The 19,582-nt window shown below is 45.0% G+C and carries 19 protein-coding genes; 11 read left to right on the top strand and 8 right to left on the bottom strand.

Annotated elements, in window-relative coordinates:
- Positions 1 to 317: 317 nt before the first annotated feature.
- The 3 genes from MHH93_RS09595 (at position 318) to MHH93_RS09585 (ending at position 2,906) form a co-directional block, all read left to right on the top strand.
- Positions 318 to 1,298, top strand: a complete 981-nt coding sequence (locus MHH93_RS09595; protein WP_500053855.1) for a glycoside hydrolase family 43 protein — start codon at positions 318 to 320, stop codon at positions 1,296 to 1,298.
- Between the two features lie 196 nt (positions 1,299 to 1,494).
- Positions 1,495 to 2,340, top strand: a complete 846-nt coding sequence (locus MHH93_RS09590; protein ID WP_500053854.1) for an EcsC family protein — start codon at positions 1,495 to 1,497, stop codon at positions 2,338 to 2,340.
- Positions 2,341 to 2,417: 77 nt separating this feature from the next.
- Positions 2,418 to 2,906, top strand: a complete 489-nt coding sequence (locus tag MHH93_RS09585) for a prolyl-tRNA synthetase associated domain-containing protein (RefSeq protein ID WP_500053853.1) — start codon at positions 2,418 to 2,420, stop codon at positions 2,904 to 2,906.
- Between the two features lie 245 nt (positions 2,907 to 3,151).
- On the opposite strand, the gene MHH93_RS09580 is transcribed toward MHH93_RS09585, so the two are convergent.
- Complete coding sequence (locus MHH93_RS09580; RefSeq protein ID WP_500053852.1) at positions 3,152 to 4,426, bottom strand: MFS transporter; 1,275 nt, start codon at positions 4,424 to 4,426, stop codon at positions 3,152 to 3,154.
- 437 nt (positions 4,427 to 4,863) lie between these two features.
- Here MHH93_RS09580 and MHH93_RS09575 point away from each other — a divergent pair, with 437 nt between their 5' ends.
- The 3 genes from MHH93_RS09575 to MHH93_RS09565 all read left to right on the top strand — a co-directional run bounded on the left by MHH93_RS09575 (position 4,864) and on the right by MHH93_RS09565 (position 7,140).
- Positions 4,864 to 5,043, top strand: a complete 180-nt coding sequence (locus MHH93_RS09575; protein ID WP_500053851.1) for a hypothetical protein — start codon at positions 4,864 to 4,866, stop codon at positions 5,041 to 5,043.
- Positions 5,044 to 6,029: 986 nt separating this feature from the next.
- A complete protein-coding gene (locus tag MHH93_RS09570; protein ID WP_500053850.1) occupies positions 6,030 to 6,914 on the top strand; it encodes a hypothetical protein in 885 nt (294 codons plus the stop codon).
- A gap of 13 nt (positions 6,915 to 6,927) precedes the next feature.
- Positions 6,928 to 7,140, top strand: coding sequence for a hypothetical protein (locus MHH93_RS09565; RefSeq protein WP_076209553.1), 213 nt, complete (start codon positions 6,928 to 6,930; stop codon positions 7,138 to 7,140).
- A gap of 143 nt (positions 7,141 to 7,283) precedes the next feature.
- Here MHH93_RS09565 and queF read toward each other — a convergent pair whose 3' ends face one another.
- The 6 genes from queF to MHH93_RS09535 form a co-directional block, all read right to left on the bottom strand.
- Positions 7,284 to 7,775: a preQ(1) synthase gene (gene queF / locus MHH93_RS09560; RefSeq protein ID WP_017690202.1), complete on the bottom strand. Its 492-nt coding sequence runs from the start codon at positions 7,773 to 7,775 to the stop codon at positions 7,284 to 7,286.
- Between the two features lie 153 nt (positions 7,776 to 7,928).
- Positions 7,929 to 8,639 carry a 7-carboxy-7-deazaguanine synthase QueE gene (queE, locus tag MHH93_RS09555; RefSeq protein ID WP_500054097.1) on the bottom strand — a complete coding sequence of 237 codons (711 nt, stop codon included), beginning with the start codon at positions 8,637 to 8,639 and terminating at the stop codon, positions 7,929 to 7,931.
- Between the two features lie 127 nt (positions 8,640 to 8,766).
- Positions 8,767 to 9,258: a 6-carboxytetrahydropterin synthase QueD gene (gene queD / locus MHH93_RS09550; protein WP_036611465.1), complete on the bottom strand. Its 492-nt coding sequence runs from the start codon at positions 9,256 to 9,258 to the stop codon at positions 8,767 to 8,769.
- The gene (queC, locus tag MHH93_RS09545) at positions 9,255 to 9,935 is read right to left on the bottom strand and encodes a 7-cyano-7-deazaguanine synthase QueC (RefSeq protein WP_500054096.1); all 681 of its coding nucleotides are present in this window, start codon (positions 9,933 to 9,935) and stop codon (positions 9,255 to 9,257) included. The genes queD and queC overlap by 4 nt, the downstream gene beginning before the upstream one ends.
- A 387-nt stretch (positions 9,936 to 10,322) precedes the next feature.
- Positions 10,323 to 11,027 carry an AIM24 family protein gene (locus MHH93_RS09540; RefSeq protein ID WP_105600752.1) on the bottom strand — a complete coding sequence of 235 codons (705 nt, stop codon included), beginning with the start codon at positions 11,025 to 11,027 and terminating at the stop codon, positions 10,323 to 10,325.
- 18 nt (positions 11,028 to 11,045) lie between these two features.
- Positions 11,046 to 11,501 carry a hypothetical protein gene (locus MHH93_RS09535; RefSeq protein WP_253431362.1) on the bottom strand — a complete coding sequence of 152 codons (456 nt, stop codon included), beginning with the start codon at positions 11,499 to 11,501 and terminating at the stop codon, positions 11,046 to 11,048.
- Between the two features lie 331 nt (positions 11,502 to 11,832).
- Here MHH93_RS09535 and MHH93_RS09530 point away from each other — a divergent pair, with 331 nt between their 5' ends.
- From MHH93_RS09530 to MHH93_RS09520, 3 genes are all read left to right on the top strand, one after another.
- Positions 11,833 to 12,000 carry a hypothetical protein gene (locus tag MHH93_RS09530; RefSeq protein WP_500053849.1) on the top strand — a complete coding sequence of 56 codons (168 nt, stop codon included), beginning with the start codon at positions 11,833 to 11,835 and terminating at the stop codon, positions 11,998 to 12,000.
- Between the two features lie 207 nt (positions 12,001 to 12,207).
- Positions 12,208 to 12,912, top strand: coding sequence for a hypothetical protein (locus tag MHH93_RS09525; RefSeq protein ID WP_500053848.1), 705 nt, complete (start codon positions 12,208 to 12,210; stop codon positions 12,910 to 12,912).
- A 157-nt stretch (positions 12,913 to 13,069) separates the two neighbouring features.
- The gene (locus MHH93_RS09520) at positions 13,070 to 14,035 is read left to right on the top strand and encodes a helix-turn-helix transcriptional regulator (protein ID WP_500053847.1); all 966 of its coding nucleotides are present in this window, start codon (positions 13,070 to 13,072) and stop codon (positions 14,033 to 14,035) included.
- Positions 14,036 to 14,098: 63 nt separating this feature from the next.
- Here the strand turns inward: MHH93_RS09520 and MHH93_RS09515 are convergent, their stop codons facing one another.
- Positions 14,099 to 14,770, bottom strand: coding sequence for a 3'-5' exonuclease (locus tag MHH93_RS09515; protein WP_500053846.1), 672 nt, complete (start codon positions 14,768 to 14,770; stop codon positions 14,099 to 14,101).
- Between the two features lie 377 nt (positions 14,771 to 15,147).
- Here MHH93_RS09515 and MHH93_RS09510 point away from each other — a divergent pair, with 377 nt between their 5' ends.
- Together MHH93_RS09510 and MHH93_RS09505 are read left to right on the top strand one after the other, a co-directional pair.
- Positions 15,148 to 17,094: an FAD-dependent oxidoreductase gene (locus MHH93_RS09510; protein ID WP_500053845.1), complete on the top strand. Its 1,947-nt coding sequence runs from the start codon at positions 15,148 to 15,150 to the stop codon at positions 17,092 to 17,094.
- A 368-nt stretch (positions 17,095 to 17,462) separates the two neighbouring features.
- Positions 17,463 to 19,247, top strand: a complete 1,785-nt coding sequence (locus MHH93_RS09505) for a proline--tRNA ligase (protein ID WP_500053844.1) — start codon at positions 17,463 to 17,465, stop codon at positions 19,245 to 19,247.
- The last annotated feature ends 335 nt before the right edge of the window (positions 19,248 to 19,582 follow it).

Below are 19,582 nucleotides of genomic sequence, written 5' to 3'. Positions count from 1 at the left end.
GAAGCGGTCAACCCCATTAGACCGAGCCACACAATGGCTCGAAGTGAGGTTGTAACCCAGCGAGCGCGGTAAGAGCGAGCTGCTGAACCAAAGGTGCACGAGCAGTGAGGGGGAGGAAGGAGCCGCAGGAGCGAGTTTGGCATCCGATTTCAACCGCCAAGAGCGGTGGAAAAAGAAATCGGAGGACAAGAGAGCACCAAGGCCCTGCCACCCCCGAACGTCCGCTGTGCACCACCCAAAAAGGTTTTCGCTTTTTTCGCAATTGGGTTACATTCCCCAACTTCGAGCCAAACAACATTTGAAAGGGGAACATTCCCATGACTGATTCCATTACCTTTACTAATCCCATTCTGGAGCAGCGTGCTGATCCGTGGGTGTACCGTCATACAGACGGTTACTATTATTTTTCAGCTTCCGTGCCAGCCTTCGATCGGATTGAGATTCGGCGAGTAGAGACTATAGAAGAGTTAAGAAATGCTGAGCCGGTAACGGCTTGGACCAAGCGTGACACGGGGCCGATGAGTGCGAACATCTGGGCTCCGGAGATTCATTTTATCGATGGAAAATGGTACATACATTACGCTGCGGCTCATACCAGTGAGACCAACGAAGGCTTGTTCGATCACCGGATGTATGTGCTGGAGAACGATTCTGCTAATCCACTCGAAGGGGAGTGGGTAGAGAAAGGGCAGATTTATACAAAGTGGGAAACATTTGCGCTGGATGCAACGACCTTTGAACATAAGGGAATCCGCTATCTGGTCTGGGCACAGAAAGATCCTGATATTGTGGGCAACTCGAATCTGTACATTGCTGAAATGGAAAACCCGTGGACGCTGCGCGGCGAACAGGTTATGATCTCTACCCCAGAGTACGATTGGGAAATCATTGGCTTTAAGGTCAATGAAGGTGCAGCGGTGATGCACCGAAATGGCAGGTTGTTCATTGGATACTCAGCGAGCGCGACCGATTACAACTATTGTATGGGTCTGCTCACCGCAGATGAAAATGCCGACTTGCTTGATCCGGCGAGTTGGGTGAAATCACCCAAGCCGGTGTTCCAGACCTGTGAAGCGAACGGTCAATATGGTCCGGGGCATAACAGCTTTACCGTATCACCGGATGGCAAGACCGATATTCTAATCTATCATGCACGTAATTACAAAGAAATCGAGGGAGATCCCTTGTACGATCCGAACCGCCATGCCAGAGCGCAAGTGATTCATTGGCGTGAAGATGGTACGCCTGATTTCGGTATTCCAGTACCAGATGGAAAAGCAGTAGCAGAAACGAAATAAGATGTAATATGACTTTCCAATACGAGAGCCCTTGGTTAGCGAGTGAAGCTGATTAAGGGCTCTTTTGTATGTAAACGATAGGAAAGAGCGGTATGGGTATCGATGTGTTGGATATAAAACAAAGCAACCACAACGATGATTTCTGCGTATGAGAAAGATACAGATTACGATGCACAACCTATTAGGAGGATTATATATGGATTCACGCGAAACATTGGACCAGGAACTTGAACAGATTTTGAAATGGGAAAAACAACAGAAGGACTTGTTTATATGGGATAAAATCGGGCGGTTGCCCTTTGCGATGTTGGATAAAGTGATGCCTAAAGCGCTGAAACAGAAAATCGGAGATTCCCTGAATGACGTCGGGCAGTATGTCCAACATGGAGGCAAGTTCCTCGTACAGAAGAAAAAAGTAGCCAAGCTACTGCAAGAGGAAGCCGAGAAGTCCGGTTATTCCATGATGGATACGACCCATACGCTAGAACAGGAAGCTGAAACCGAGGGCACTACGAAGATTCATAGTGTGGAAAAGTTGCCACTTCAGGTGCTGGACCAGGTGGCTGATAACATTACCGAGAGTCGAACGAAGTTTGCTGCGGCTCAGGGCGCAGCTACAGGATTTGGGGGTATTGTAACCATTGCAGCAGATATTCCGATGGTGATGGGACTTTCCCTGAAGGTGCTTCAGGAGATGGCAATATGTTACGGGTATGATCCCGATGAACCGCTGGAGCGCATCTTTATTGTGAAATGTCTGCAATTCTCATCCGCCGATATCGTGGGTAAGAAAGCGATTATCGAAGAACTGGCCGCTTACGACGACCCGGACAAGCCCATTGAGGTGGTATCGCAGATGCAGGGCTGGCGGGAAGTTTTTAATTCCTATAGTGAATCCTTTGGATGGAAAAAGCTGTTCCAGCTCATTCCAATTGCCGGCATGGTGTTTGGTTCGGTGAGCAACAAAAATACGATCCGGGATGTAGCGGAAGCAGGCAAAATGCTGTACAAAAAAAGGCTGATCCTTCAGCGTTTGAAGTAATATTAGAGCAAACGTAATTTGCGTAATATTGCAGAAGAATACTTCATTATCAATGAAAGAGACGAGATGAATTTAACATGTTAAACAAACAAGGTTTCTATGATCTTTTGGATCGCAATAATATCGTTTATGAGAGTATTGAGCATCCCGCAGTATATACAATGGAGGAAATATTCTCTTACCAAATTCCACATACAGAACATATCGTTAAGAACCTATTCCTGCGTGATGACAAGAAACGAAACTATTATCTGGTGACCATTGCTGGAACGAAGTCAGTTGATTTGAAAAGTTTAAGCGAAAAGATACCTAGCCGCAAACTAAGTTTTGCTAGTGAAAAAGATTTGTTGGAATGCCTCGGATTGGAAAAAGGGCACGTCAACCCTATGGGGGTTCTCAATAATACTCAGAAAAACGTAACTGTCGTCTTTGACAAGGATCTAGTCGGTCAAAAAATCGGAATTCATCCTATGGAAAATACAGCGACGGTGTTCCTTGAGTTTGAGGATGTGAAGGAACTGATTGCAGCTCAGGGTAGCAACGTTGTCATGTGTGACGTGGAGTAACGCGGTCAAGGCTAATTGAGAGAAAAACAAATATAACAAAAAGGGTTCCTGCTGGTCTGTGCATACAGATGGCGGGAACCCTTTTGTTGTGGGTGTTCAAACTTACTATTCAAGTAGCGAGTGTAGGTGACTAAAGTGAAATCTAACGAACTCAGCAGACGCTATTTAGTGATATTTTACTCATCCCGATTTCTAAAGAACCTCATGGAGGTAGAATAAAAAGTGGATACCTATTGATGCCTTACTTACTCTTCACTACCGTTTTCTTTCGCCCAGATATTCAGTAATTTATCGGATGGAAGCAGGAACGTGAAGATCCCGAGCAGGGGCAGGAAGCTGCACATCTGCATTACGGGTGATACGCCGAAGACGTCAATCCAGTTGCCCAGCACGAGCGCACCAAGACCTCCCATTCCAAATGCCAGACCTGTGATCAGACCGGAAACCGTTCCGATTTTGCCGGGAATCAGCATTTGTGCATATACCACTGTAACCGAGAAGCTGGATAACATGATAAAACCAATAATGGTTAGCAGTACACCTGTCCAGAACAGATTCGCATAAGGTAACAACAGAGCAAGTGGAGCAGCTCCGGCCATGGACAGGAAGATCAGATTACGTTTGCCGAATCGATCCGCCAAGGGCCCTCCGAAGAATGTACCAAGTGCTCCCGCAGCCAGGAACAGGAAGATATAGATCTGCGCGTCCTCTGTAGATAATCCAAAGGTATCTTTCAGATTAAAGGCATAGAAGCTGCCGATGGAAGCGATATACCAGGAACGAACAAAGACGAGCAAGATCAATAGTGTAATGGCGGCAGTAATCTTTTTGCGCAATGCTGGATTGGGTGCACGACGGGCAGCAGCCTGTCTACGCAAATATCCACCCGATTGCAGCATGCGACCATACCAACGGGCGATGTAGATCTGAACGGCAATCCCCATGGCAGCAATGCCTGTAAATCCAATCGCACCGAATAATCCAAACGGAATAAAGATCCAGCGTGTAAGCAATGGGGCAAGCGATTGTCCGGCATTACCACCGACCTGGAAGATGGATTGTGCCAGCCCACGGCGCTGACCTGCAGCCATATGGGATACTCGTGAACCTTCCGGATGGAAAGCTGCCGAACCCAGACCGACAAAGATCACGGAGATCAGGACAGCCATATAACTGTCAGCAAAGGCCAACAGCAACATGCCGGTAAATGTAAAACCCATACCGATGGGCAGAATGGATGGTGTCGGTTTTTTATCAGCAAACCAGCCTACGACAGGCTGCATAATGGATGCGGTAAAGTTGATGGCAAAGGAAATCCATCCGATCTGAGTATACGTGAGATGCATGGAGTCTTTCAGAATCGGAAAAATGGCTGGAATGACCGACTGGATCGAATCATTGAACAGATGAACCAGACTAATCGCAATGAGTATCCGGTAAACGGTGCTTTGGGCATCCAATCCGGGTGGGGCTTTCGAACGCGCTGCGGCGTCCTTGGGTAATGAGGTTTGTGTAGACATGTACAATTCTCCTTTGGTCGCGGTCACGAGGGATCAGCGCCTGATGTTGTATTCTATGCAAGTAAGCATATTGTTACATAATAGGATAGATTGATTGGACCGACAAGGGGAACAAGGGAAAACGGTAGTGAGAGAATACTACTAACTGACCTCTAAGAATTTAAAAATGCAGTAGCTACTATAGATGTTAATCAGGCAACAGCCTGAGATTGTTTTTTTGTAGGCAATTATTAGATAAAGAAAACAGATAACCGAACCATGGAATCCAATCCTTCGTGTAAGCGTATTATACGGTTTCTCAAAGTTATGGAGAGTTGGGTAAATCTGAAACACAGCTACCGCTTTGGAATCTAAAATTCGTACAGCATATGAATCTTAAGTAGCTTATCTGTATGGCCGCTGAAGCCAAAGTTACAGCGTAATGGATTGGTCCATATGTGGACACACATTGTTCCAAAGCAGGAGCAGTCCTTACGATTGAAGATATTGCAGCAGATGCCTTGACTACCAAATACAGTGATGAAGGTAACAACGGAGGTGATTCTAAATTCAGTCTGGGCAAAATAGTAGCGATGGTCAACACGGGGCATGGTGAATTTTCCACAACCAATCCGTAGAACAAATCTCAGTACCCTTAACCATTCTGCTGGGTAGGTAATTCGAATGTTGTGAACACAATGCTCCTAGTGCAAAGTGCGAATGCAGAGAGAGACTGGATCCTCGAGTAGTCACACGAATGTGGAAATTATTACTGTTTATTTTTTTGCTTATGTATTTGAGCTTGGAGAGAGCCTCGTTTTGCAGCATGCATGCCCGATTAGATGTAAATGGTGGTTGTGTATTGGCAACGTCTCTGTCGCCAGCTAATCTGAATGACCCGGCCAACTCTGAGCTTAAGCAACCAACTTATGAAGAGGCTGATAACATATAGTTAACTGATGAGTACAGCGACTACGCTGCTAATAGAAGGCATACACGGAACTTTTGATGTTTGGTTTTAAACAAATCGGTCCCATGACAGCTCCAATGAATCTTCAAAAAGGTGCAGAAATATTACTTGAAACGCGTCTGCATTAGTTTCTGGTAAAACCAATGTGTTGAGTATCGCGAAAACGGCAACGATCGGTAGCATATTTCATCTTACTTCAAAGGAAGTTATATTATAACATTTGATGAAAGTGTAGGAATTTTTTACTATGAAGGTATCTGGTCTGACAAGCACAATTAAAGTTAGTGTGGTCTACAAAGCAGACAGCATTGTGAACCAAAAGTAACTAAATAATTTAGTAGTGGAATTAACTATATAACACATCAATAAAAAAGAGAAAACACCTACAGAATAGTGTGGATCACCAATCGTGATGATTCTTCATCTATTTCTGGGATGCTTTTTAGGTTTGATGTATTTAAATTTACCTTATATGAATAGTTACAGAGACAAAGGTCTTGAAGATAATTATAATACTTCCTCTTTAATAAATAATTATAGGTAAATAGTACCTTTTATCCTTTTATTGCCCATTTTATTGAATAGTTCGTGTAACATTGTATATGCGCTCGGATTAATATGTGGCGTAAAATAACGGGAAAATCAGGAGGGTTTATGAAAAAATTAGCGGTTACTATTTCTGCTGTAATGTTGCTGTCCACATTATCATCCTTTTCTACAAATATTTATGCCGAAAAAGTTATGGGTTCTCAAGATGAAGGAATTCAATATAATGTTTCAAAAGATGGTGCTAGGCTAGAATATAGTACATCTTATGAAGAAAAAGATACGGGGCTAAATGTGGAACTTAAAATTACTGAAGAGGGTGACATTCGTAAAGTAGAGCATTATGTTGACAATAAGTTTTTTTCTGAAGCGACTTATAATAAAGCTGAAGATCAAGTGGTAACTAAGCTGGCTAATGGTGATGAAATTATACAAAAGGCTAGTGACCTTGTTATGGAATTACCTGAGCATGAAATTCTCTCGGAAGAAAAATCCGAATCTGATTCTGATATGGGAAAAAATGCAATTGATTCTATGACGGAATTTGCTTTAAATGCATCCCCAGGCTATAATTTCGTGAGGACAAAATATAATACAGCTTGGAATCAATATGGTTCAATTTATCAAAAGCAGTCACTTGTGGATACAAAAGTTTACCGATTGAATATATCAGCTGGGACCGTCGTATCTACTATTGCTTCGATTATAGACATTTTTGCAACAAAAGGTAAGGTGACAGCTCTGTTTAGAACATTACTTTATTCGACGTCTGGTGTAATTGTTGATACAATTGTTGGCCAAATGGATGCTAAAAAGCATTTGACACAAGTTGAAGTGTATTCACAAGGATTGCTTGGTTTAAGATCAGAAAGATACATTGTCACTGCGAATATTAACGGTAGAACAGCGCAGATTATTGATACTGGGGACGAAAGAACCTATGATGAGTTAATTGACATTGGCGTATATAATGTGGTACTTCAGAAATTATAAAGGAATGATGAAGATGAAATCGCTATCACCCTATGTTCTTGCCAAACGTAACTTGGCGATGACCATTTTATTCATGGCAGTCATGACTTTCCTGGCTATTTATGTTGCATCTACATCTGTGTACTTTGCTATTGGATTTTTTGTAGTTGTTCAATCGATTGGTGTGCTGATGTTGAGACATTACGTCAAAAAAGTCAGAGAACTAAAGGAAGAACAGTCTACTTGAACGCATTGCGATCCCATTGTATTGAGAGACTGAGGTTCTAAAGTTTTATACTAAAAAGCCGAACTCCTTCAGATTTGAAGAGTTCGGCTTTTCTGTGTCCTATAATTTATTTTAGTTATAGCAGAGTTGATTTACCCGCCAGTTTAACGATTATCAATCGTCTCCGGGTACATATCATGATTCATCATGCGGTGGTCGGCCATCTGCTCGTACTTTGTTCCCGGCTTACCATAGTTCGTATACGGGTCAATGGAGATACCGCCGCGCGGTGTGAATTTACCCCATACTTCGATGTAGCGGGGGTCCATCAGCTTAATTAGGTCGTTCATAATGATGTTCACACAATCCTCGTGGAAATCACCATGGTTACGGAAGCTGAACAGGTACAGCTTGAGTGATTTGCTCTCCACCATTTTGATATCCGGAATGTAGCTGATATAGATCGTCGCAAAGTCCGGCTGACCCGTAATCGGGCACAGGCTGGTGAACTCCGGGCAGTTGAATTTCACAAAATAATCACGGTACGGATGTTTGTTATCGAAGCTCTCCAGAATTCCCGGATCATATTCAAACGTATATTTCACATTCTGGTTGCCCAGCAACGTCACATCTTGCATCTCATCAGGTTGTCTCATCGGTTCGTAAACGCTCCTTGTTTCCGCTAAAGGCCGAAGCCTTGCGGTATATATGAATAGGCGATTTGCCTGTTTAATTCTCTTTATTATCTTGGTGTTTCATCTTTCATCCTCATCCGTACATCATGCCGCCCATTCCACCCATACTGCCCATCAAACGCCGCGTTTGTTCCCCCATACCAACGTATGAAGCTGTGGAAGCACACGAACATCATTCAGGTCATCGGATGCACTGACTTGGTCGATCAGCCACTCATAACGAGCAAGCAGCGAGGACGCCAGATCTGGCGTATCGGCGGAAGTCACATCCGGGTTCCCGGTTTGTAAAAATAAATCCGTGCCTGGATACCGTTCATGCACACGGCGGGCATAGTCCAGGTCTGTCTCATCGAAGATCACGATTTTCAGACTATGGCTTCGTTCTGCCGGGCCAGCGGCCAGCCGTCCGATCAGATCATCCAGCACGGACCAATCCGTGTCCATGCCGGAGCTGGGTGGCTTAGGCGAGACCGTGACTTCGTCAATGTCCGCCAGCCAAGGCTGCCAGCGGGAGCCTTGCGTCTCCACCGCGGTGCGGATGCCGTTCTCCCGCAGCAGGGCAACCAATCCGCCCAGCGAAGCGAGCAGGGCGGGATTACCGCCAGAGATGGTGACATGGGAGAAACGCGTGCCGCCAACGCGGCGCAATTCTTCCCATACATCCTCCGGCGTAATCATTCGAATCTGGTCCTTGCCACTGCCGTCCCAGGTAAAGGCCGAGTCGCACCAGGAGCAGCGATAATCGCAGCCCGCGGTGCGAACAAACATCGTTTTTTGCCCGATCACCATGCCTTCGCCTTGAACCGTTGGACCAAAAATCTCCATCACAGGGATGCGAGATTCTTTGCGAGGTTCCGTCTCATTCACCGCATGCTCCTCAACGGATGCATCGGATGAGGGGTAAAGTATGCCGACGTCTCTGCTTGAGGAGGTAAGCTCCTGCTTTTCCACACTACTCATCAATCATCCACTCCCGTCTCGCTTCCGCGTAACTGGTTGGTGTCTCGAAGAGCCTTACAAACTCCGTCCGCCCGCCATCGGTCAGCCCGGCATAGGGCTCCGTCTGGAGCGCATGTTCCATCTGCTCGAACAGCCAAACGACCATATTTTCAGCCGTTGTATTCATTAAAGGCAGTGTTTCGTTGAGGTACTGATGATCCAGATAACCTTCAATCTGAGTTTTCCATATATCTTTGATATGTCCAAAATCAACCGTCAGCCCGGTTTCCCCCGGATAACCGCTGATGCCAAATATCACTTTATACGTATGACCGTGAAGGTTCTTACACTTGCCTTCATAACAATGCAGATGATGTGCCGCGTCAAAGGTAAACTCTTTGCTGACCAGCACACGTTTGCGGTGATAGCGTAGCTGAGTGGGGAGGATATCTTCTCCGATGCGTTGCAGATGCTCCACAATACGGAATGTTCCAGGTTCTCTCATCGCACATCCACTCCCACTGATTCAGCAGCAGTACGCTGCTCCACATAGCGATCCAGTCCGGCTTTGCGCAGTTTGCAGGCAGGGCATTCTCCGCATCCATCGCCGATCACGCCGTTATAACAAGTCAGGGTACGCTCGCGTACATAATCAAAAGCACCGAGATCATCCGCCATTTTCCACGTTTGCGCTTTGTCCAGCCACATGAGTGGGGTATGAATGACAAATGGATAATCCATCGACAGATTTAGTGTCACATTCATCGATTTCACAAAGGAATCCCGGCAATCCGGATATCCGCTGAAATCCGTCTCGCATACACCTGTAACCAGGTGACGAGCTCCTTTTTGCTTTGCCATAATGGCTGCAAAACTGAGGAACAGCAGATTTCGTCCATCTACAAATGTACTGGGTAGTTCGCCTTCTTCATGTGTAATTTCCACATCCGTGCGAGTGAGTGCATTGGGTGCAAGCTGGTTTAACAGGCTCATATCCAGTACCGTTTGCTGCACGCCCAGATCACGAGCGATCTGGGCTGCACATTCAATCTCCAACTTGTGGCGCTGACCGTAATCAAACGTAACGACCTCGACTTCGGCAAACTGTTGTTTGGCCCAGAACAGACACGTGGTACTATCCTGACCACCGCTGAATACAACGACTGCTTTTTCTTCGTTCAACATAAAAAAACCTCTCCATCTTCTTGAGATCAAACCATGCACCTAGGCATAGAGTGTCGGAAGAACAGAGAAGTTCATGAACTGGCATCCATCAAAAAACACACCTTCTCAATAACTGCTTCAAAAAAAGCAACGATGAGTAAGTGTCCTTAGTTTTTTACGTACATGATTGCATATGACTGCAACGTGTACGCAAGACTTATACTGACCATCATAGGGTCAAGTCTTATAGAGGGAGTTCGCGAACCTCTCCCATGCCGTCGGCATGGATTTTCTTCTTCAATTGTCTGAACCATTATAACAATGAAAGGGCGTGGTGACCACCCCACTGGAGCATAGTGGAAGCTAATCGGTCGGCTTCGTCAACTAACAGCCCATTGAATCAGTTTATTTGATCAATACATTGCCGAAAGGGATCACTTCTTTCAGAATTCGTTTGAACAGTCCCTCATCGTTGAGATCCTGTTCCAAGCGACGATTCTCACGTCCGGCCTGAAAGAGTACCGAGCCATGTCCTGTCATCTTCCAATGATAGTTCATATGCTGACTGGCAAGGTTGTTACCGTATACCGTGAGTTCCAGATGTGCATTCTCGGGATAGGCAATGATGCTGCCGGCATCCACATACAATGGTGCTGTCGGGTGCAGTTCCTGTTGACAGACCTGGCCTTGAGTGAGCAATCCGATTTTGCCTTTGCCGGAAAATTTCATTTTTACTGCATCACGGGTGATCAGCATATTTTTGATTTTCTGAATTTTGGTATGCATCGTTACACCATCAGAGTAGAAGAACAGGTGGCGGAAGTCATAGAGCAGATCACTGTCCTCTGTGAGCTCCACTTCCTTCATGGTGAATCCGGGAGGCAGGGCAGCCACAAATTGACACGGTCCTGTAATTTCGGACTTGATCAGCTTTTTTTTGCGATATATGCCCGTGATATTCATGAATTTATCATTACGGCTCCCACTTGGACCACGGAAGGCCACAATTTGCTGTGGATGCAAGATATGAAGGCGGTCATCTTTAATCAACGAGAACGTAACAACTTGTCCAGCTCCGCTGGCTTCAGCATTGTTCAGGTGTATGTTCATGCAGTTGCTCCTGTTCTTTTATACTCGACCCGAACGGCGACGCATTCCCCAGCGCATCACACGAATCAAAACAAAATAACCTAATATGAGAGAAACGACAGTGATGATCATCGTCTGAATTCGTTTGCTGGCAGCCGCTTTGGCATTCTGATCATCTTGCAGTTTACTTACCATTTCAGTAAGTTTCTGGTTCTGAGCCAGTAGTTGTTCGTTCTGGGTCTTAAATGCTTCGACATTGGCCTGGGCTTGTCCCAATTGAGCGGACGTTTGATTTAATTGCTCCATCGTTTGCTTATAACTTTCCTGCAAGGCGTTCACTTCTCCAGGCAGTTCGGAGACTCGCTCCCATCCGCTGTATATATCCGTAAAAATATTGGCACTGGCTGCACTTACTGTGGATGCTATGGAAACGGTAAATAGAATGCATGTAGTGAATAACACCCGAATGAAATAACCCTGAATGGATTTTGGCATCGTTAACACCTCTTTCTTCGGTTAGGTATGTCGATCGCCGAATTCGTCGTCTATTGTTGAAACACGGCTCTTACATTATACGTCAAAACCGGGACAATGGGTTCAAGATGATATCGTTTTATTACCCGAAATCTTCAAAAATATTTAGAAAAAGGGCTGTTTAGCTTATAAGTTTGTTGGGTAATAGAACGATAGGCAAGCACACCGGACCGTTTTAACAGATCTTTTACTTCAGTTCCGGGTGCATGCTATTCACAAATGCGCAATTTAATGAACGATACCAATATATCCGATTGAATAGAAGATCGTGAACACGAAGGAGTAGAAACATATGTATACAGCCAATCAGAACACCTCAACCAAAACGATTATGATCACTGTTAACGGAGAGCCAGTAGGGCGTAAGCTGGTCATTGACAGTGTAACCTATGCTCCCGTTATCGAAGCAGATGGCACACAAGTTTTACACAAAATGGGAATGAATCATCCTACTGTTTAATTTGGGACTTGTCATAGATAAGTGATTGAAAAGCTTGGCATAGCGCCAGGCTTTTTCGTCGTTTATTGTCGTATTGAGACGGATTAAGGGATAGAAAACTAATATATTGGAAAAATTTTATGGGAACATGTGTTCCGTGACAATATAGTGTCCATTCACCCTGATAACTTAGAAGATAATACACATAAATCGGGGGAGAGACTACCAGTGAACTCAGTCTTTGAAGTATCTTATTCGTGGAATAAAGAGGCCATACCGACAGGGGGAGCCGACCCCGTATATATGATGGTAGAGTGGCGTAATGGTGCCCCTGCCAAAAGACTTAGGAAAATAGCACCCAAAATTGTATCAAGAGATTTGGAACTTTTGCTCAAACCGGAATTCGGAGTACAACTTAAAGGGATTTATGGATGTCGTTCCAAAGAAACGGATATTGGTTGGTTACTAAGGCTTGGAGATGTATACAAGGGAGAGAGTAAGCAAATTTTGCTTGAATTCGTTATGGGACCCCATGTATCAGGAAAAGCAGCCGTATGTTCGGCCTACTGGAGCACCAGAAAATTAAAGCAAAGTCAACGTGTACTGTTACGAAGAGAGCAGCTGTATATTCAGTACACCAGTCACCTGGGCATGCTGCGGCAACCGGAAGATCCGAAGGTAGAGAAGACCATTAAGTTAAATGAAACCGTACCGCTGATCAAGCAAGCCTTACGTGCTTATGAAAGAGGCCGGGTTCAAGAGGGAAGTCATATGTTGCGTCGTCATGCAGATGCGCTGTTAATCGAAGCTGCACGTAAGCAGGATCTGGATTATTACGCAGAAGCTGAGATTGTTGAAAAGCTGCGTTATCACTATGAGATCACGTTTACAACCGGATATCATGACCGTGAACAAAAGATATTAGGCGAATAGGGTTGATTTGAGATGGTAACGGTATAGAGAGAACGAGTCTACATAGTTTTGAAGGTGAAGTTTGGGAGAAGGTCGAATGTATGTATCAATATCATATTAAACTATGGATGGAGTTGTATCAAATTTATTGAAACAACAACGTGGAGGGTCCGGCAAAATGACAGACCGACTAATCCGATTAATGCGCATTATCACGCTAGTACAAGCCAAGCCGGGTATTCTGGCACGTGAGCTTGCCCAGCGATGCGAGACGACGGAAAGGACGATATACCGCGACATGGAGGCCCTCAGTGCAATGCATATCCCGATCGCCAATATGGGACACGGACAAGGGTACATGTTTATCAGCCATTTTGCGATGTATCCGCTTAATTGGTCTGATGAAGAAGCCCAAGCTTTCATGCATCTTGCTGAAGTTATGGAGAATATTCGTCCTTTGCTGAGACCTGCTTTTGAGAGCGCCTATGAGAAAGTGGTTGCTTCGAGTCAGAAAAACAAAACAGAACGCGTGGAATGGTCTGAGCAAATTAGTGGATTATTCAAATTGGGATTGCCTGTATGGCAATATGAAAACAACGATTCACAGAATCAATCCCTGATTAGCCTGCTTCAGGCTGGCATTTCACAGAACACCATTGAAGGAGAGTATCTGTCTCAAGGTAAAAAAGGGATCGTACGCATAGATCCTTACTGTCTTATCCCTCGTGAATACAGATTTGAGCTGTTGGGGTATTGCCACCTGTCGGAGAAACTTCAAATATATCAGGTGAGCCGGCTGCAAAAGATACGAATATTGCCACGCACGTTTCGCAAAGAGGATTATCTGATCCAATCACACTTTCGCATTCCTTGGGCATATGAGGGAAGTACGGAGTGGACTGCGTTCAAAATTCGATTTGCACCCCATGCTGTAGAGCGTGTAATGCAGGAGCAATTCTATATACGCCCCATTTTAACTATAGAACCGGAAGGTAGCCTGTTATTTGAAGCCATATTAAGTGATGATGAGGAGTTTCTCGTATGGATATCCAAATATGGACCTGATGCGGAAATCCTTGAACCTGAGATCTGCCGCATCAAGATGAAAGAGCGCCTGAGCTACTGGCAACAAATGTACAATTGAAGTTGAAATTAGAAGGCCATCTATGCTGAGGCAAGACATGATAGTGTACCGTGCTGTGGACGGTTACTCTTTGCTTTTGAAAAGGCTTGCCAGATTGCCAAATGGAGATTCTTTCTCTTCATCTTCTGTGGAGCTGGAATAAACGACCTTGGATGTAATGCCCTCATCATCGGCTGCACAGTTGTTTTCCAGCGTGAATTGGTCAAATTGATGCATGAACACCTTGACTGTATTGATGGCATCATCCAATGCACGGTGTTGGGTACCATCGAATTCGATTCCGCAGATTTCAAGAGCCTGAGCGAGACCGAGTTGACGGAACTTGCCTTCTTTGCGCATGGTGCGCGACCATTGTTGCTGGAGATCGTTATGATTGGTGATCCAGGCCACATCCAGTTGATGGGTGCGACAATGAGAGATCAGTTTGCTGCGGTCATCGGGTCCCCAGGAACACATGTAATAGGGATCAGTTCCCATCCAGGCAATGAATTGGTTCAATGCTTCTGGGAAAAGCGGGGCTGCATCAATATCTTTCTGTGTGATACCTGTAAACTGAATCGTGTCAGTGGACAGAACGGACTTGTTGGAAGGACGAACATACGTATGGAACGTATCCGTAACGGTCAATCCCTCTGCATTTTCCGTAACTTTAACAGCACCGATATCAATAATTTCAGAAGAATAGCGAGTATTGCGGCTTACCGTGAATTCAAGATCATATATGATATATGGCATAGGACATGCTCCTTTATCGATTAATACCTGTGGTAGATTTCTATTTCTCTATATTACAGGGAACGTGCTGTCATGTCAGCCATCGTTATCGAATTCATGGTAATCTGGATGAATGAACAGTCTAAGTGTTTGATTATCTTTCTGATGTATTTCCGGTTTTGGTAAGTCTTTACTTCTTAAAAAGTGGTCGTTATAATGAGGAAAGTTAGGAACTGTCCCATGTTTTTTTCTGTATCTATGACAACATACAAGTAGAGTTTTCGTTTAATAATCAAAACTTCCTAACACCGTTTGAAGTGTTGGGAAGTTTTTTATTATTTATAGCTTACTCATGTATTATATTTTCGAATTTAAAATACATATGGAGGTTTGTTTCTTTGATTAGTAGAAAATTGAAAATAACAGCGATTACAGCCAGTGTGTTTATTGTTTTAATGAGCGCTGCCTATGGTGCATTCTATATTTGGAACAAGAATTATAAATTTAATAATAATTATGTATGGCAGCCCTTGGAGAACGTAGAATCTGCAATAACCTTGAAAGATTCCTATGACGTAATTGTAGCTGGAACAGATCCTGAGGGTATCACCGCTGCTTTATCAGCTGCTCGTAATGGAATGCGTGTATTGCTTGTGGAAGCAAGGGATCGCAACATGTTGGGCGGATTGTTAACCGAGGGAGGCCTTAATACGCTGGATCTAAACTATTCCCCTGAACAACCGCAGTTATTGAGTAGTTTGCGTCAGCCGGACTTTTTGAACAAGGGCATTTTCCAGGAATGGTTTGACCAGATCGAGGGCAGTTCATTTGATACCCATACAGCAGCTAACGTTTTCTATCGGATGGTTCGTTCTGAACCTAATATTGACCTGTTGATGAACGCGAAGGAATTAGTTCCCCTTACTGAACAATCTACGGGAAATCACACGACAATAACGGGGATGAGTATAACGAAACAAGACGGAACAACGGTTCAGATATCAACCCGCTCCATCATTGATGCGACCCAAGATGCGGATATTGCAGCCGCTGCAGGAGTTCCATATTCCATAGGCAGGCAAGATATTGGAGATGGTAAATCCAAAATGGTCTCTACGCTCGTATTCAAGCTAAGCGGTGTTACAGATGAGATATGGCAAAAGTTTAGGGAAAGAGAGGGAACCGGGGTTGATAAGATGAGTGCTTGGGGGTACGGTGATGCTCGAAAATATGAATCCTCCAATCCACAACATATTAAGATTCGCAGTCTGAATATTGGAAGACAAAATGATGATACAATCTTGGTTAACACGATGCAGATCTTTGGGGTAGACCCGTTAGATCCCATATCTGTGAAAGAAGGTTTGGAGATCGGGAATAAAGAAGCCCCACGAATTGTTGATTTTCTGAAGAAAAACTATGATGAATTCGCAGGGCTGGAATATGCCGGAACAGCGAATGAGCTTTATGTGAGGGAGTCACGTCACATCTATGGCGAGTATCGATTAACTTTAGCGGATGTCATGGAAAATCGTGATCATTGGGATGCCATTGGGTACGGTTCGTACGATATTGATATTCAGAGCACGAGTGTTGGAAATGCCGGTACGATTATGTTAAGTCCGATTCAATATGGTGTACCTTTTCGTTCGCTTGTTCCGCTAAAGGTGGATGGTCTGCTTGTCGTCGGACGAGCAGCAAGTTATGATACAATCCCACATGGCAGTGCGAGAGTTGTGCCGCTGGGAATGGCAGAGGGAGAAGCAGCAGGAGCAGCGGTCAAACTGGCCTACATCCATAAGGAGTCCTTTCGAGAAATCTCAGCTTCTGAAGAGCGAGCATCTGAATTACGCAAAATGCTTGAAAAACAGGGTATGGATCTAAAGGTACATCACTTCGAACAGCCTAAGTATATGGAACATAAGGATTATAAGGGATTGCTGGCTGCCGCGAGTATGTACATGACTTCAGGCAATTATAATAATGATGGTTGGGAACTGGATAAAGTGATGAATCCAGAACGATTTTTAAGTAAATTGAAAAGAATGCAAGCCATGTTTCCAGAAGCCTACACAGGCAGTGCCGACCCGTATGTAGTTGGTATGAAGAATGCCTCAACCTTACCTTTAACGTTGGACCAAGCTGCGTATATGTTATGTCTTGTAATGGGATCTTCAGAAACTGAGACATCACTTGAACAGGCACTCGCTCAATTGCAAAAGCAAAACTGGATAAGTGAGGATACGCTTGCTGGCATCGCTGACAAAAACAGCCTTACGAATGGGGATGCCTTTATGCTCATTCGTGATGTAGTGGAATATTATTCTGGGGTTGTATTCAACTAATCGGTTGACAATTACTTGTAAATGCACTAATGTGATCAAAAATGAGAACAGCGTTATAACGAGGACATGATTGTGCAAGCCAGCTTCAACAGAGAGGGGACAGTGTGGTGCAAGGTTCCTGTAGCTGCTTCATGATTCCTACCTCGCGAGCTGCGGAAGAGAATACCCATTCAGGGTTGCAACATCCGCCGGCAGGGCCCGTTATGCCCCGTAGGACTGCATTCTACAGGTCGCACAGGTTGCGAACGGATTAATGTGCAGTTAAACAAGGGTGGTACCACGACACATTCGTCCCTTGACGGATGTGTCTTTTTGCTGTTTATGCGCCGTATTTTGATAACAAAAAGGAAGATGGGGAGTGGGTCCAAATGCGTCAAAGTGAAATGCTTGTTCCAACATTACGTGAAGCGCCAGCGGAGGCAGATGCTGCGGGACATCGCTGGTTACTGCGTTCCGGTATGATTCGCCAACTGGCAGCAGGGATCTACAGTTACCTGCCTCTTGGACGCCGTATATTGTTGAACGTTGAACGAATCGTTCGAGAAGAGATGGATCGTGCTGGGTGTCAGGAAGTATTGCTGCCAATTATGCAGCCCGCCGAACTGTGGGAAGAGTCCGGAAGGTACACACAATATGGTCCTGAATTAATGCGTCTGAAGGATCGTCATGCACGGGAATTTGCTCTTGGACCAACACATGAGGAAGTTGTAACTGCGTTAGCGCGGGATGAGGTGAACTCATATCGTAAGCTGCCATTCACGCTGTACCAGATCGGAACCAAATTCCGGGATGAACGCCGTCCTCGATTTGGATTGCTGCGCGGCCGTGAATTTATCATGAAAGATGCGTACTCTTTTGCTTCCGATTGGGAAGAACTTGATCGTACCTATCAGGCGATGAATACAGCTTACAGTCGCATTTTGGAACGTTGTGGTCTGGACTATATCCGGGTCGAGGCGGACGCAGGAACGATTGGCGGTCAAGGGGAAACACACGAGTTCATGGCTCTTGCTGATGTGGGTGAGGATACGATTGTCACCTGCAAACATTGCGGATATGCTGCGAATCTGGAGAAAGCTGACTATCAGACTTCAGGAGATAGTGGTGAACTAAAAGGGAAATCGGAAGTTCCTGATGTCTCTTCGAAAGCAGACTCCGCAGTTCAAACGGATGAGCAATCTGGGGTGGAAAGCGTAGTACGTATCTCGACACCAGGCGTTCGTACGATCGCAGAGTTAAGCGCCTTTGTGGGCGAAGCTGCTAATCATATGATCAAAACACTGCTTTATCTGGCAGACGGTCAGCTCGTTGCTGCCCTTGTACGTGGAGATCATGAATTGAATGACATCGCATTGAAGCAGGTGTTGGGTGCTGAGGAACTGATCCTTGCAGACGATGCAGCCATTGCGGCACATCCGAGTCTGAAGGTCGGTTTTCTGGGTCCGATTGGACTGAATCTGCCGATGGTGGTGGACGCTGACGTGGCAGTGATGAAGAGTGCAATCACAGGAGCCAATGAAGTGGATATGCATGTTTCCGGCGTACGCCCAGGCATTGATTTTGCATTGGAGCGAGTAGAACGAATTCGCTTTGCTGCTGAAGGGGATGCTTGTCCGTCATGTGGATCACCACTTGGTTTTACCAAAGGCATTGAGGTTGGACACATCTTCAAATTGGGAACCAAATATAGTGATGCCATGGGCGCTTCATTCCTGGATCGTAATGGTCGCCAGTGCGCACCAGTCATGGGATGTTACGGTATTGGCGTATCTCGCCTGATGGCCGCTATAGCTGAGCAGTATGCAGGAGATGAAGGCATAAGATGGCCTGCCGCTGTGGCGCCATATGATGTGCATCTGATTCCCGTAAGCTGGAAGGATGAGCAGCAGCGTCAACTCACCCTGGACCTGGAACAGCAATTAATCGATGGTGGTTACACGGTTTTGGTTGATGAACGGGATGAACGTCCTGGTGTGAAATTTAAGGATGCGGAGCTGATCGGATTGCCTGTGCAGATCGTAATTGGCCGAGGGGCAGCAGAAGGGCAGGTTGAACTTGGATCACATGCACTTGCAGCATCAGGTGAATCGAAACGAATCGGGTTAACGGCTGAGGAAGCTGTGCTTTACGTGAAGGAACAGCTCACTTCCTAGATCTAGTTGGCTAATCATTTCAAGGGGATTCGTTAATGATATAAGTTCATATTGTAGTACCGAATATGATGCGGTAGATGATTTTGATTGCTGAAATTCCAAATCGACCCTGAAAAAGAGGGCTATAGGCATACAAATCGGCGAGATTTTAGTTGTTGTATCAGACGAAATAACTAAATGGGGATCGCTGTATTCAGTATACAAATGATTTTATGATTAAGGATTTCAAGATCATCATGCTCAGGGCGGATTAATGTGCAAGTATGCAATTTTGAGAAGACAGAGATGTCGAAATGAATTGTACACGAACCGCATGAACAGGGTGATTCCGGAGC

It is taken from the genome of Priestia sp. FSL H7-0729 (genome assembly GCF_038005685.1).
Classification (GTDB): domain Bacteria; phylum Bacillota; class Bacilli; order Paenibacillales; family Paenibacillaceae; genus Paenibacillus.
This window is presented reverse-complemented; position numbering and strand designations above follow the sequence as displayed.

What these genes read in the sequence shown, in the direction of transcription:
- MHH93_RS09540 (WP_105600752.1), bottom strand. Translation starts at nt 11,027, where the DNA reads ATGAACATACACCTGAACAATGCTGAAGCCAGCGGAGCTGGACAAGTT.
- MHH93_RS09585 (WP_500053853.1), top strand. Translation starts at nt 2,418, where the DNA reads ATGTTAAACAAACAAGGTTTCTATGATCTTTTGGATCGCAATAATATC.
- MHH93_RS09580 (WP_500053852.1), bottom strand. Translation starts at nt 4,426, where the DNA reads ATGTCTACACAAACCTCATTACCCAAGGACGCCGCAGCGCGTTCGAAA.
- queE (WP_500054097.1), bottom strand. Translation starts at nt 8,639, where the DNA reads ATGGAGATTTTTGGTCCAACGGTTCAAGGCGAAGGCATGGTGATCGGG.
- MHH93_RS09515 (WP_500053846.1), bottom strand. Translation starts at nt 14,770, where the DNA reads ATGCCATATATCATATATGATCTTGAATTCACGGTAAGCCGCAATACT.
- MHH93_RS09535 (WP_253431362.1), bottom strand. Translation starts at nt 11,501, where the DNA reads ATGCCAAAATCCATTCAGGGTTATTTCATTCGGGTGTTATTCACTACA.
- MHH93_RS09570 (WP_500053850.1), top strand. Translation starts at nt 6,030, where the DNA reads ATGAAAAAATTAGCGGTTACTATTTCTGCTGTAATGTTGCTGTCCACA.
- MHH93_RS09595 (WP_500053855.1), top strand. Translation starts at nt 318, where the DNA reads ATGACTGATTCCATTACCTTTACTAATCCCATTCTGGAGCAGCGTGCT.
- queF (WP_017690202.1), bottom strand. Translation starts at nt 7,775, where the DNA reads ATGAGACAACCTGATGAGATGCAAGATGTGACGTTGCTGGGCAACCAG.
- MHH93_RS09505 (WP_500053844.1), top strand. Translation starts at nt 17,463, where the DNA reads ATGCGTCAAAGTGAAATGCTTGTTCCAACATTACGTGAAGCGCCAGCG.
- queD (WP_036611465.1), bottom strand. Translation starts at nt 9,258, where the DNA reads ATGAGAGAACCTGGAACATTCCGTATTGTGGAGCATCTGCAACGCATC.
- MHH93_RS09520 (WP_500053847.1), top strand. Translation starts at nt 13,070, where the DNA reads ATGACAGACCGACTAATCCGATTAATGCGCATTATCACGCTAGTACAA.
- MHH93_RS09530 (WP_500053849.1), top strand. Translation starts at nt 11,833, where the DNA reads ATGTATACAGCCAATCAGAACACCTCAACCAAAACGATTATGATCACT.
- MHH93_RS09590 (WP_500053854.1), top strand. Translation starts at nt 1,495, where the DNA reads ATGGATTCACGCGAAACATTGGACCAGGAACTTGAACAGATTTTGAAA.
- MHH93_RS09565 (WP_076209553.1), top strand. Translation starts at nt 6,928, where the DNA reads ATGAAATCGCTATCACCCTATGTTCTTGCCAAACGTAACTTGGCGATG.